This window comes from Paracoccus benzoatiresistens (genome assembly GCF_026913015.1).
GTDB lineage: Bacteria > Pseudomonadota > Alphaproteobacteria > Rhodobacterales > Rhodobacteraceae > Paracoccus > Paracoccus benzoatiresistens.
Genome location: NZ_JAPTYD010000007.1, coordinates 112,763 through 125,091, shown reverse-complemented (window position 1 = coordinate 125,091; position 12,329 = coordinate 112,763). Strand labels below are relative to the sequence as shown.

11 protein-coding genes and 1 tRNA gene are annotated in these 12,329 nt (G+C 65.5%); 6 read left to right on the top strand and 6 right to left on the bottom strand.

Annotated elements, in window-relative coordinates; genetic code table 11:
• Positions 1 to 75: 75 nt before the first annotated feature.
• The 5 genes from recA to OU682_RS07905 form a co-directional block, all read right to left on the bottom strand.
• Positions 76 to 1,146 (bottom strand): recombinase RecA, encoded by a 1,071-nt coding sequence (gene recA, locus OU682_RS07925; RefSeq protein ID WP_268941523.1) that lies wholly within the window; start codon positions 1,144 to 1,146, stop codon positions 76 to 78.
• A 179-nt stretch (positions 1,147 to 1,325) separates the two neighbouring features.
• Complete coding sequence (locus OU682_RS07920; RefSeq protein WP_268941522.1) at positions 1,326 to 3,416, bottom strand: hybrid sensor histidine kinase/response regulator; 2,091 nt, start codon at positions 3,414 to 3,416, stop codon at positions 1,326 to 1,328.
• 80 nt (positions 3,417 to 3,496) lie between these two features.
• On the bottom strand, positions 3,497 to 4,639 hold the full coding sequence (locus OU682_RS07915; protein ID WP_268941521.1) for an RsmB/NOP family class I SAM-dependent RNA methyltransferase: 1,143 nt from the start codon (positions 4,637 to 4,639) through the stop codon (positions 3,497 to 3,499).
• Positions 4,640 to 4,645: 6 nt separating this feature from the next.
• Positions 4,646 to 5,815, bottom strand: a complete 1,170-nt coding sequence (locus OU682_RS07910; RefSeq protein ID WP_268941520.1) for a nucleotide sugar dehydrogenase — start codon at positions 5,813 to 5,815, stop codon at positions 4,646 to 4,648.
• A 240-nt stretch (positions 5,816 to 6,055) separates the two neighbouring features.
• Positions 6,056 to 6,142, bottom strand: a tRNA-Leu gene (locus OU682_RS07905).
• Between the two features lie 109 nt (positions 6,143 to 6,251).
• Between OU682_RS07905 and lipB the strand changes: the two genes are divergently transcribed.
• The 5 genes from lipB to OU682_RS07880 all read left to right on the top strand — a co-directional run bounded on the left by lipB (position 6,252) and on the right by OU682_RS07880 (position 10,314).
• Complete coding sequence (gene lipB, locus OU682_RS07900; protein ID WP_268941552.1) at positions 6,252 to 6,953, top strand: lipoyl(octanoyl) transferase LipB; 702 nt, start codon at positions 6,252 to 6,254, stop codon at positions 6,951 to 6,953.
• A gap of 46 nt (positions 6,954 to 6,999) precedes the next feature.
• Positions 7,000 to 7,428: a c-type cytochrome gene (locus OU682_RS07895; RefSeq protein WP_268941519.1), complete on the top strand. Its 429-nt coding sequence runs from the start codon at positions 7,000 to 7,002 to the stop codon at positions 7,426 to 7,428.
• Between the two features lie 139 nt (positions 7,429 to 7,567).
• Entirely contained in the window at positions 7,568 to 8,005 is a 438-nt protein-coding gene (locus OU682_RS07890; RefSeq protein WP_268941518.1) for a universal stress protein, read from the top strand.
• Between the two features lie 138 nt (positions 8,006 to 8,143).
• Positions 8,144 to 9,820, top strand: coding sequence for a cytochrome c oxidase subunit I (locus OU682_RS07885; protein WP_268941517.1), 1,677 nt, complete (start codon positions 8,144 to 8,146; stop codon positions 9,818 to 9,820).
• The gene (locus OU682_RS07880) at positions 9,820 to 10,314 is read left to right on the top strand and encodes a DUF2244 domain-containing protein (RefSeq protein ID WP_268941516.1); all 495 of its coding nucleotides are present in this window, start codon (positions 9,820 to 9,822) and stop codon (positions 10,312 to 10,314) included. The genes OU682_RS07885 and OU682_RS07880 overlap by 1 nt, the downstream gene beginning before the upstream one ends.
• Before the next feature lie 218 nt (positions 10,315 to 10,532).
• Here the strand turns inward: OU682_RS07880 and OU682_RS07875 are convergent, their stop codons facing one another.
• On the bottom strand, positions 10,533 to 10,994 hold the full coding sequence (locus tag OU682_RS07875; RefSeq protein WP_268941515.1) for a GatB/YqeY domain-containing protein: 462 nt from the start codon (positions 10,992 to 10,994) through the stop codon (positions 10,533 to 10,535).
• 129 nt (positions 10,995 to 11,123) lie between these two features.
• On the opposite strand from OU682_RS07875, the gene carA reads away from it, so the two are divergent.
• Positions 11,124 to 12,278, top strand: coding sequence for a glutamine-hydrolyzing carbamoyl-phosphate synthase small subunit (gene carA, locus OU682_RS07870; protein WP_268941514.1), 1,155 nt, complete (start codon positions 11,124 to 11,126; stop codon positions 12,276 to 12,278).
• Positions 12,279 to 12,329: the final 51 nt, after the last annotated feature.

Here is a 12,329-nt window from a genome sequence, read left to right as displayed (position 1 = left end):
CCTCCGGCTGCCCTTCCACAAAGAAAAACGCGCGGGCAAGCCTGCCCGCGCGTCGTGTTTGCCGGTGCCTGCCGATCATTCCTCGGTCAGGCTGTCGTCCTCATTGGCCGCGACCGCGAATTCCAGGCCGTGGCTGGCTCGGATCTTGTCCTCGATCGCCATGGCCTTTTCGGGGTTGTCGCGCAGGAACTGCTTGGCATTCTCGCGGCCCTGGCCGATGCGCTCGTCGCCATAGGAATACCAGGCGCCAGACTTCTCGACGACGCCGGCCTTGACGCCCAGGTCGATCAGCTCGCCCACCTTGCTGATGCCTTCGCCATACATGATGTCGAATTCCACCTGCCTGAAGGGCGGCGCGACCTTGTTCTTGACGACCTTGACGCGGGTCGTGTTGCCGATCACCTCGTCCCGATCCTTGACCGAGCCGGTGCGGCGGATATCCAGGCGCACCGAGGCATAGAACTTCAGCGCGTTGCCGCCCGTCGTGGTTTCCGGGTTGCCGAACATCACGCCGATCTTCATGCGGATCTGGTTGATGAAGATCACCATGCAGTTCGAACGCCCGATGGAGGCGGTCAGCTTGCGCATCGCCTGGCTCATCAGGCGGGCCTGGCTGCCCATCTGCATGTCGCCCATGTCGCCCTCGATCTCGGACTTGGGCGTCAGCGCCGCGACCGAGTCGACGACCACCAGGCTGACCGCCCCCGAGCGGACCAAGGTGTCCACGATCTCGAGCGCCTGCTCGCCCGTGTCGGGCTGGCTGATCAGCAGTTCGTCCAGGTTCACGCCCAGCTTCTTGGCGTATTGCGGGTCAAGCGCGTGTTCCGCGTCCACAAAGGCGCAGACGCCGCCCTTCTTCTGTTCCTCAGCCACGACATGCAGCGTCAGCGTGGTCTTGCCCGAGCTTTCCGGCCCGAAAATCTCGATGATGCGGCCCTTGGGCAGACCGCCGATGCCAAGGGCGATGTCCAGCCCCAGCGATCCAGTCGAGGTCGCCTCGATCTCGGCTACCGGGCTGTCCTTGCCCAGCTTCATGATCGAGCCCTTGCCGAACTGGCGTTCGATCTGGGCAAGGGCGCTGTCGAGCGCCTTCTGCTTGTCCGCGCTGCGCTTGTCGTTCATGTCGAAGATGCTCGCCTGTGCCATATGGTCCTTACCGTTATTTCACAGCCTGGCCGACACAGCAATCTGCCGACCACGGGAGGTTGATGTTCACTTCTTGTTCCTGTGGATAGATGCGCGTTCGGGGCATTTTTTTCAAGCACTATCGGTGTCGGAAATCACATTTCCTTAACCATTCCTGGAAGCGACCCTACACAAGCCGTTCACGCGTCCAGGCGGCGCGGCGGACCCTGCAACTGTCGTGCGACGCATTGCGCCAGTTCGTTCAGCGTGAAGGGTTTGGCTAGGAAGGTCGCGTTCGGGACGGGGGCATGGCCTTCGCCGAAGATGTCCTCGGTATAGCCGGACATGAAGATCACCCTTGTGCCGGGCCGGTCCCGAAGCGCCGCGCGGACCCAGCTTGGCCCGTCCATGCCGGGCATCACCACATCGGTCACGAAGATGTCCACGGCCAGCGTCCCGTCCAGCAATGCGAGCGCTTCCTCGGCACTGGATGCCTCGTGGACATCATAGCCCTTGAGGCGCAGGGCGCGGGCGGCAAAGGCGCGGACCGGGGCCTCGTCCTCGACCAGCAGCACGGTGGCGCGGCGCTCGGGCTCCGGCATGGCGGCCGGGGCGGCGACCGGGCGAGGCGCGGGCTGCCCGCCGGCTTGCGCGGGGAAATAGAGCGAAAAGCAGGTGCCGCGGCCGACCTCGCTGTCGCAGAAGATATAGCCTCCGGTCTGCTTGACGATCCCATATGCGGTGGACAGGCCGAGGCCGGTCCCTTCGCCCACGCGCTTGGTGGTGAAGAAGGGCTCGAAGATCTTGTCCAGAAGCGCCGGGTCGATGCCGCAGCCTTCGTCGGTGACGCGGATGCGCAGGTAATCCCCCTTGGGCAGCGACACCTTGCCGCGCGCGCCCTCGCCCTCCCCTCCGATGGCCGTCACGTCGGTGCGGATTTCGATATTGCCGCCGGTTGGCATGGCGTCACGGGCATTCACGACAAGGTTCATGATGACTTGCTCCAGTTGTCGTTTGTCGGCACGGATGGCGCGCAGGGCGGAATCATGGGCGATGGTCAGGGTGACCTTTTCGCCCACCAGGCGGTTCAGAAGATGGGTCAGGTCCGCCAGCACATCGCGCGGGTCCAGCGTCTCGAGCCGCAACTGCTGGCGGCGCGAAAAGGCCAGAAGCTGGCCCACCAGGGCGGCGGCGCGGTTGGCGTTCTGGCCGATCTGGTCCAGGTCGGCATAATCGGGATCGCCCTTGTCATGGCGCAGCATCAGAAGGTCGCAATGCCCGCGGATGGCGGTCAACAGGTTGTTGAAGTCATGCGCCACGCCCCCCGCCAACTGGCCGATGGCCTGCATCTTCTGGCTTTGCACGAACTGCGCCTCAAGGGTCTTCAGCGCGCTGGCGTCGTTCAGCACCGCGATCAGGCCAGGCTGCTCCACCGGGTCGATGGCCAGCGTGACCTGGACGTGCTGCTCCCTGGCAGTGTCGGCCGGGGTGCGCAGGCGCAGCACCTCGGACCGGCCATCGGTGCGGCGCGCGGCATGGGTTTCGGCCACCCATTCGCCGGTCGGACGGCCGGGACCGTCCAGAATGCTGCCGATATGGATGGCCTCCGGCCCCTCGGGCAGGCTGTCGCCCAGCAGCCGCCGGGCGGCGGCATTGGCGCGGCGGACATGGCCGTTCGGCGCGATGCGCAGCAGGGCGACGGGGATCGCCTCGAAGTCGTCGGGTGCCTCGGCCTCGTCCTCGACCATTGGCGCGGGGTGCTGGCTGCCGCGGCGGTGATAGGACCAGATCTGCAGGGGCGCATCCTCGGCCCTGCTGAGCGTCAGCGTATCGCCCGAGGCCAGCGCCAGATCCGCGCAGCCCACATAGCCCGCTCGGCGCACCAGACCCTCCATGTCGGGGGCGGCATCGGCGCGCAGTCCGGACACCAGCCGCAGGATGTTCTGCCCGGCAATGTCGCCGAAGCCTGACCGCGAGGCCTCGTTCTGCATCATCACCAGCCCGTCCGAATCGCAGATCCAGACCGGATCCGGCGCGGCCGCGACCTCGTGCCGGATCGCGGCAAGCGCCCGCCGCGCCGCCAGCCGGTCCAGCACATAGCCAAGCGAGATCACGCCCCCCAGGATATACCAGGCGACCGCGATGGTGCCGATCACCAGGGCCAGGGCGCCATAGCTGCTTTGCGGCGCGACCAGGGCGACAATGGCCGCGACCACCACCGGAAACATCAGCAAGGGCAAGGCCACTGCTGCGTTTCGCGACAATGCCGATTGCGTATCCTCAAAAGCCATGCGCCGAGCCCCTTTCCTGCCCCTCAGGATGCTCGATACCGCCAAAGCGCTTAAGATAGCGTTAATGACCGGGCGTCGCCTCATCGGCGCGCCAGAAGCGCCAGGAAAAAGCCGTCGCTGGCGTCCAGCGGAGTCCAGAGATGGCGTGAAACCTGCCTGAAGTCCGGGTTTTCGGCCAGGAACGCCGCCGCCTGCGCATCGTTTTCGGGATCAAGGACCGAGCAGGTCATGTAGGCCAGATGCCCGCCCGGCCGCACATGGGCCGTTGCCTTGCGCAGGATCCAGGCCTGCAGCGCTACCAGATCAAGCAGGGCCTTTTCGGTCAGGCGCCATTTCGAATCGGGCGTGCGCCGCCAGGTGCCCGACCCCGAACAGGGCACATCGGCGATCACCAGGTCGAAGACGCCTGCGGGATCAGGGGCCAGGCGGACCTTGACCCCTGCCCGCGCGGCCCGTTGCGGCAGGTCCCGCATCCGCGCGGGATCGGCGTCATGGGCGACAAGCGTCAAGCGGTCGGACCGCCCCGCCACGGCAAGGGTCTTGCCGCCCCCGCCCGCGCAATAGTCCAGCACACGCATCCCCGGGGCCACCGGAAGGGTCGCGCAGGCCAGTTGCGGCGACAGATCCTGCAACTCGACCAGACCGTCGCGATAGGCCCGACTTTGCGACAGGCGGCGTTCGTTTCCCGTCACCAGCAGCGCCGTCGCAAGGCGCGGATCGGGCATGGCATCGACGCGGTCCCCGGCCAAAACGCGGATGGCCTCGGCGGCGTCAGCCTTGATGCCGTTGACCCGCAGCCAGACCGGTGCCCGGTGCTGCATCGCAGCCGCGACGGCCTGGGCGCTGTCACCCAGGGATTGGTCCCACAGTGGGCGGATCCAGTCGGGGAGGTTGGAAACGCCCTCGGCGGAACCGGCCCCCTCGCCTGCGACCAGGGGTGCGGGCGCATGGCCCTGGCCCGTGAAAAGCAGGGCCGGATCCTGCCCGGCGGCGCACAGGCCGCCGATCATCAGCCCGCGCCCGGTCAGCGCGCCCCCAAGCGCCGCATGGCTGTTCCGGCAGCGCAGGGCGTCAAAGACCAGGTCGCGCACCGCCGCGCGGTCGCCCGAGCCTGCATACCGGCTGGAGCGCGACCAGCGCAGCAGGGCCTGTTCGGCAGGCTGGCCCGCGAGGATCTGGTCCAGAACCTCGATCGCGGCGGATATGCGGGCCCCCGGCGTCATGCGAACCTAGATGTCGCGCTGCAACAGGTCGCGGGTGAACAGCTTGTCGCCGACATCAGCCAGGTCGTCGTGGCGGCGGTTGGCGATGATCAGGTCGGACTGCGCCTTGAAGGCATCCAGGTCGCGCTCGACCGGCGAATGGAAGAAGTCGTCCGCCTGCAGCGCCGGTTCATAGACGATGCAGGAGATGCCCTTGGCCTTGATCCGCTTCATGATCCCCTGGATTGCGCTGTCGCGGAAATTGTCCGACCCTTCCTTCATCACCAGGCGATAGATGCCCACGGTGCGCGGGTTCCGGGCGGTGATCTGGTCGGCGATGAAATCCTTGCGCGTGCGGTTCGATTCGACGATCGCCGCGATCAGGTTCTGCGGCACCTGGGAATAGTTCGCCAGCAACTGCTTGGTATCCTTGGGCAGGCAATAGCCGCCATAGCCGAAGGACGGGTTGTTGTAGTAATCGCCCACCCGCGGATCCAGCGCGACGCCCCGGATGATCGCATGGGGATCCAGATCATGGGACAGGGCATAGCTGTCCAGCTCGTTGAAATAGGCCACGCGCATGGCCAGGAAGGTGTTGGCGAACAGCTTGATCGCCTCGGCCTCGGTCGAATCGGTGAACAGGACCGGCACGTCATTGGCCTGTGCCCCCTGGACCAGCAGGTCGGCAAAGCGGTGCGCGGCCTCGCCCTTGTCGCCGACGACGATCCGGCTGGGATACAGGTTGTCGTGCAGCGCCAGGCCCTCGCGCAGGAACTCGGGCGAGAAGATGATGCCGTCAAAGCCGGTCTCGGCCCGCATCCGCCTGGTGAATCCGACCGGTATGGTGGACTTGACGATGATCGGCGTCGTCGGCGCGTGCTTGCGGGCAAGGGCGATCACCGCCTCGACCGTGCTGGTGTCAAAGCCGTTGGTGCGCGGGTCATAGTTCGTGGGCGTGGCCACGATCACGAAATCCGCCCCCGGCAGGGCCTGCTGCGGATCCGTGGTCGCCGTCAGGTCAAGCTCCCGCTCGGCAAAGAAGCGGGCGATATCGGCATCCTCGATCGGGCTTTGGCGGGCATTGACGGCAGCAACACGCCCTTCGTCGATATCCAGCGCCACGACCGTGGAGTGCTGTGCCAGCAACACCGCGTTCGAAAGTCCGACATAACCAAGACCAACAACAGCAACCTTCATAACACCCTCATTTGCAATAATCCGTTCAGGCGGGTTTTGCCTTGATGACGATGTCAGGGAAAGGGCTTTCGGTCGAGTGCGATCCGCAGAATTGCCCGACACGGCGAACCGGAGGCATGCGCTTCAACCTCTGGCGCTACCCTGCCTCCATTGCCATGGGGCCGCGACGGTCGGAGACGCTGACCGCGACCGTCCGGCTGCAACGGCACGCGGGCAGAAACCTGCAATGTCGGGTAAGGATGGTGCGGTCGAGAAGACTCGAACTTCCACTCCGGTTAAGGAACAGCGACCTCAACGCTGCGCGTCTACCAATTCCGCCACGACCGCATCCGGGCAGTGCGGCGGGTGATAGCCGAGGCGCGGCGGATTGAAAAGGGGTATTCTGAGGAATGCGCCGCGGCTTGACGGCACCGGCGCGGCAGTCCAGATCCCGCGCATGGTGGACTGGATCACGACGGACGGGCTGACGGATTACGACGCGGCCGTGGCCTTCATGGAGGCGCGGGTGGCCGCGATCCATGCGGGCCAGGCGGACGAGGCCGTCTGGCTGGTCGAGCATCCCCCGCTTTATACCGCCGGGACGAGCGCCAGGGATGGCGACCTGCTGCAGGCGCGCTTTCCCGTCCACGTCACCGGGCGGGGGGGTCAATATACCTATCACGGGCCAGGGCAGCGAATCGTCTATGTGATGCTGGATCTGAACCGCCGCGGCAGGGACGTGCGGGCCTTTGTCGCAAGGCTCGAAGCCTGGGTGATCGCGTCGCTGGCCGAATTCGGCGTCTCGGGGGCCATCCGCGACGGGCGCGTCGGTGTCTGGGTTCCTCGCCCCGACAAGGCGCCCCTGCCCGACGGCAGCCCCCGTGACGACAAGATCGCGGCCATCGGCGTCAAGCTGCGCCGCTGGGTCAGCTTCCACGGCATCGCGATCAATGTCGAACCCGACCTGTCGCATTACAACGGCATCGTGCCCTGCGGAATCAGCGGGCATGGCGTGACCAGCCTGGTCGATCTGGGCCTGCCGGTAACCATGACCGATCTGGATCTGGCGCTGCGGCAGAACTTCGAGCCGATCTTCGGACAGGAAGTTTTTGCCGAGTGCGACCTTCTGACGGCTGGCAAACGAACCTTTCCCGCTTAAGAAGGTTGGTTGGGACTTCCAATTGTTTTGGAACAGCGAGGATAGAATGAAAATTGCGATCATCGGTGCCCTGATGGGTGCAACCCTAGCCATGCCCGCCCTGGCACAGGATGCCGGCGACGCCACCGTCGGCGAAAAGGAATTCCGCAAGTGCAAGGCTTGCCACATGATCCAGTCGCCCGAGGGCGAGGACATCGTGAAGGGCGGCGCCACGGGACCCAACCTGTACGGCGTCGTCGGACGGCCCGCAGGCAGCCAGGAAGGCTACAAGTATTCCGAGGCGCTGATCGCGCTGAAGGATACCGGCGAGGTCTGGACGGTCGAGGATCTGGCCGCCTACATCACCGATCCGAACAAGTTCGTGCAGGAAAAGACCGGCGACAGCTCGGCGCGCACGAAGATGACCTTCAAGCTGAACAAGAACCAGGCGGATATCGCGGCCTATCTGGCCAGCGCCTCGCCGGCGACCCAGTAACATCCCGACGCGTCCTTCAGCGGGCCGGTCCTTCGCGGATCGGCCTGTTTGATTTGGATCATTTCTTCCATGCTTGCAGCCATGGTACTTTCCGCTCGCAAGGGGACCGCAGCGGCGGCTCCGCGGCAATGGAGGGGCAATGTTCAAGCATATTCTGATCCCGACCGACGGGTCGGACCTGGCAACCCAGGCGGTGGACAAGGGCATCGCCCTTGCGGCCGAGACGGGCGCAGCCGTGACGATCATGACGGTGACCGAGCCGTTCCGCATCCTCAGCACGGATTCGATGCAGGTCGAAAGCACGCGCGCCAGCTACGACGCGGACGCCACCGCCCATGCGGAACGCATCCTGCAGGAGGCGCGGGACAAGGCAACGGCTGCGGGCGTTTCCGTCCAGACCCACCACAAGTGGCATGACAGCCCCTACGAGGCCATCATCGACACCGCCCAGGCAAGGGACTGCGACCTGATCGCGATGGCCTCCCACGGACGGCGCGGGATGGCGGCGGTGGTCATGGGCAGCCAGGCCACCAAGATCCTGACCCATTCCAGGATTCCCGTGCTGGTATATCGTTGAACCGCAGCATCGCCTGCCACCAAAAGCTGTCTGCCCGGCATCCTTAGGGCATTGCCGGGTCGGCGTGGCTGGTCTAGAACGACCCGAAGTAAATGCCGGTCTGCCGGACCGGATCACTATATCTGAGGGAGTTCGGGTATGGCAGACGCAGCCGTTCATGGCCACGACGACCATCACGACCAACGCGGGTTCTTCACCCGCTGGTTCATGTCCACCAATCACAAGGACATCGGTATCCTTTACCTGTTCACCGCGGGGATCGTGGGGCTGATTTCGGTCAGCTTCACCGTCTACATGCGGATGGAACTGCAGCATCCCGGCGTGCAGTACATGTGCATGGAAGGCGCGCGCTTCATCGCCGACGCGGCTGCCGAATGCACCCCGAACGGGCATCTGTGGAACGTGATGATCACCTATCACGGCGTCCTGATGATGTTCTTCGTGGTGATTCCGGCGCTCTTCGGGGGCTTCGGCAACTATTTCATGCCGCTGCATATCGGCGCCCCGGACATGAGCTTTCCGCGCCTGAACAACCTGTCCTACTGGATGTATGTGGCGGGCGTGGCGCTTGGCGTGGCCTCGCTGCTGGCGCCGGGCGGATCGGACCAACTGGGTTCGGGCGTGGGCTGGGTTCTTTACCCGCCGCTGTCCACGACCGAGGCCGGCTATTCCATGGACCTGGCGATCTTCGCCGTCCACGTGTCGGGCGCGTCCTCGATCCTGGGGGCGATCAACATCATCACCACCTTCCTGAACATGCGCGCTCCGGGCATGACGCTGTTCAAGGTGCCACTGTTCGCCTGGTCGGTCTTCATCACCGCCTGGCTGATCCTGCTGGCCCTGCCGGTGCTGGCCGGCGCCATCACCATGCTGCTGATGGACCGCAACTTCGGCACCAACTTCTTCAACCCGGCCGGCGGCGGCGACCCGGTGCTGTACCAGCACATCCTGTGGTTCTTCGGCCACCCCGAGGTCTACATCATCATCCTGCCGGGCTTCGGCATCATCAGCCACGTCATCTCGACCTTTGCCAAGAAGCCGATCTTTGGCTACCTGCCGATGGTTCTGGCGATGGCCGCGATCGGCGTGCTGGGCTTCGTCGTCTGGGCGCACCACATGTACACCGCCGGCATGTCGCTGACCCAGCAGAGCTATTTCATGCTGGCCACCATGACCATCGCCGTGCCCACGGGCATCAAGGTGTTCTCGTGGATCGCCACGATGTGGGGCGGCTCGGTCGAGTTCAAGACCCCGATGCTCTGGGCCTTCGGCTTCCTGTTCCTGTTCACCGTCGGCGGCGTGACCGGCGTGGTGCTGTCGCAGGCGCCGCTGGACCGTGTGTATCACGACACCTATTATGTCGTGGCCCACTTCCACTACGTGATGTCGCTGGGCGCGGTCTTCGGGATCTTCGCGGGCGTTTATTACTGGATCGGCAAGATGTCGGGCCGCCAGTATCCCGAATGGGCGGGCAAGCTGCACTTCTGGATGATGTTCATCGGTGCCAACCTGACCTTCTTCCCGCAGCACTTCCTGGGCCGCCAGGGCATGCCGCGCCGCTACATCGACTATCCGGTCGAATACGCCTACTGGAACTACATCAGTTCGCTTGGCGCCTATCTGTCCTTCATCTCGTTCCTGTTCTTCATCGGCGTCGTGTTCTACACCCTGTTCGCAGGCAAGCGCGTGACCGAGAACAACTACTGGAACGTCCACGCGGACACGCTGGAATGGACCCTGACCTCGCCCCCGCCGGAGCATACCTTCGAGCAGCTTCCCAAGCGCGAGGACTGGGACCACAGCCACGCCCACTGATGCCCTATGAATGGATTGACACGGCCCCGGATCACACCGGGGCCGTTTCGTATCGGCTGAGGCTCTGGCCCTACAGGTCCCTGCCCCGCCGTGGTTTCGTCTGGTTCATCGGGCTGACGGCGGGCTTCATGGCGCTGCCGGTGGTAGCGATGCTGGGTACCGCCGTCCTGTGGGGCCTGCTGCCCTTTGTCCTGCTGGTGATCGGCGGGGTGTGGTTTGCGATCCAGCGCAGCTACCGCCAGGGCGACATGGTCGAGGAGCTGACCCTTGACCGCAAGACGGCCCATGTCTCGCGCCGCGACCCGAACGGCCAGATCCGCGAATGGAAGACGAACAGCTATTGGCTGCGCGCCACCTTGCGCCGCGGGCCGGTCGAATCCTACCTGACCCTGACCGACGGCCAGCGAGAGATCGAGCTTGGCGCCTTCCTCACCCCCGAGGAGCGACGCAGCCTGCATGACGACATTCAACGGCGGCTGGTCAGCCTGCGCTGATCAGTCGTTCCTCACAGATGCGGGCTTGCCCCCGCGCCTGGCCCGCGCAAGGTCTTTCGGCTGATCGTTCTCCATGCTGTCATGCATGTCTTCGCGGCGCCCTTCAGGTCCCTGACCTGCATGTCGCCGCGCCTGGCGGACCCGCGGGCTTTCTGCCGCGCTTTCGGGCTGGCGGGCAGGTATGCGCCCTGCTGCCTGCCCGACCGCCGCCCTCCGCTTCACTTCAGCAGTCGGGCCTTGACCATCGGCCCCACGGCGCCGAAGTCCATCTGCCCCGCATGGCGGTCGCGCAGTTCCGCCATGACGCGCCCCATGTCGCGGATGCCGGTCGCCCCCAGATCCGCGATCGCCGCGTCGATGGCGGCGGCGGTTTCCGCTTGGTTCAGTTGTCGGGGCAGGTATTCCTGGATGACGGCGATCTCATCCTCTTCCTTCTGGGCCAGTTCCAACCGGCCGCCCTCCTCATAGGCCTTGGCCGATTCCTGGCGCTGCTTGACCATCTTCGACAGGATGGCGATCAGGTCCGCGTCGCCCAGCGTGCCGTCGCCATCGCCCACCCGGGCCGCGATCTCCCGATCCTTGATGGCGGCAGAGATCAGGCGCAGCGTGGACAGCCGCGCACTGTCCTTGGCCTTCATGGCTTCCTTTGTGGCGGCTTGCAGCGTGGCGCGCAGGTCCATGGTCGTTACTCCGATCGCGAAAGCTTGGCGTTTAGGCCAGCGCCCCCTGCAAATCAAGATGGGCGATGTCCTTGACCTTGCCTCCCCTCCCCCCTATTCACCGGCAGATTTCAGACAAAGGGTGCTGCGATGGCCAACAAACCGACCGCCTGCCTTGCGCTTGCCGACGGGACCGTCTTCTATGGCCAGGGCTTCGGCGCGGCCGGAGAGGTCGTGGCCGAACTGGTCTTCAACACCGCGATGACCGGCTATCAGGAGATCATGACCGATCCCTCCTATGCCAGCCAGATCGTCACCTTCACCTTCCCCCACATCGGCAACACCGGCATCACCCCCGAGGATGACGAGGCCCCCGACCCCGTCGCCAGCGGCATCGTCGTCCGCTGGGACCCGACCGTTCCGTCCAACTGGCGGGCTGCCGGCGACCTGCCCGACTGGATGGCCCGGCGCGGCCGTATCGGCATCGGCGGCGTTGACACGCGCCGCCTGACCCGCGCGATCCGCCAGCAGGGCGCCCCCCATGTGGTGCTGGCCCACGACCCGGACGGCAACTTCGACATCGCCGCCATGGTCGCCAAGGCCCGCAACTGGTCGGGCCTCGTCGGCCTGGATCTCGCCAGGGACGTGACCTGCCGGCAAAGCTATCGCTGGGACCAGGGGGCCTGGGAATGGGGCAAGGGCTTCGGCGCCTCGCCCGAGCAGAAGCCCTTCAAGGTCGTGGCCCTGGATTATGGCGCGAAACGCAACATCCTGCGCTCGCTGGTGGCCTTCGGGGCCGACGTGACCGTCCTGCCCGCCACCGCCACGGCCGAGGAGGTCCTGGCGCATGAGCCCGAGGGCGTGTTCCTGTCGAACGGCCCCGGCGATCCGGCGGCGACCGGCGCCTATGCCGTGCCGATGATCAGGGACCTGCTGGACCGCGACATGCCGATCTTCGGCATCTGCCTTGGCCACCAGATGCTGGCGCTGGCGCTTGGCGCCAAGACCGTGAAGATGGGCCACGGCCATCACGGCGCGAACCATCCGGTGCGCGACACGGAAACCGGCAAGGTCGAGATCACCTCGATGAACCACGGCTTCGCGGTGGACAGCCAGACCCTGCCCCAAGGCGTGGTCGAGACGCATGTCAGCCTGTTCGACGGCAGCAACTGCGGCATCCGGGTTCAAGACAGGCCGGTCTTCTCGGTCCAGTACCACCCCGAGGCCGCGCCGGGCCCGCAGGACAGCCTGTACCTGTTCCAGCGTTTCGCCGACGCGATGCGCAGCCGCCGCACCGGGGCTTAACGCCTTCTTAACGGCTTCCATGCCACCCATGGGCGATCCAGAAGGGAATCG

Excerpts from the sequence above, each read along its gene's own strand:
- recA (WP_268941523.1), bottom strand. The coding sequence starts at position 1,146 with ATGGCACAGGCGAGCATCTTCGACATGAACGACAAGCGCAGCGCGGAC.
- OU682_RS07920 (WP_268941522.1), bottom strand. The coding sequence starts at position 3,416 with ATGGCTTTTGAGGATACGCAATCGGCATTGTCGCGAAACGCAGCAGTG.
- OU682_RS07915 (WP_268941521.1), bottom strand. The coding sequence starts at position 4,639 with ATGACGCCGGGGGCCCGCATATCCGCCGCGATCGAGGTTCTGGACCAG.
- OU682_RS07910 (WP_268941520.1), bottom strand. The coding sequence starts at position 5,815 with ATGAAGGTTGCTGTTGTTGGTCTTGGTTATGTCGGACTTTCGAACGCG.
- lipB (WP_268941552.1), top strand. The coding sequence starts at position 6,252 with ATGGTGGACTGGATCACGACGGACGGGCTGACGGATTACGACGCGGCC.
- OU682_RS07895 (WP_268941519.1), top strand. The coding sequence starts at position 7,000 with ATGAAAATTGCGATCATCGGTGCCCTGATGGGTGCAACCCTAGCCATG.
- OU682_RS07890 (WP_268941518.1), top strand. The coding sequence starts at position 7,568 with ATGTTCAAGCATATTCTGATCCCGACCGACGGGTCGGACCTGGCAACC.
- OU682_RS07885 (WP_268941517.1), top strand. The coding sequence starts at position 8,144 with ATGGCAGACGCAGCCGTTCATGGCCACGACGACCATCACGACCAACGC.
- OU682_RS07880 (WP_268941516.1), top strand. The coding sequence starts at position 9,820 with ATGCCCTATGAATGGATTGACACGGCCCCGGATCACACCGGGGCCGTT.
- OU682_RS07875 (WP_268941515.1), bottom strand. The coding sequence starts at position 10,994 with ATGGACCTGCGCGCCACGCTGCAAGCCGCCACAAAGGAAGCCATGAAG.
- carA (WP_268941514.1), top strand. The coding sequence starts at position 11,124 with ATGGCCAACAAACCGACCGCCTGCCTTGCGCTTGCCGACGGGACCGTC.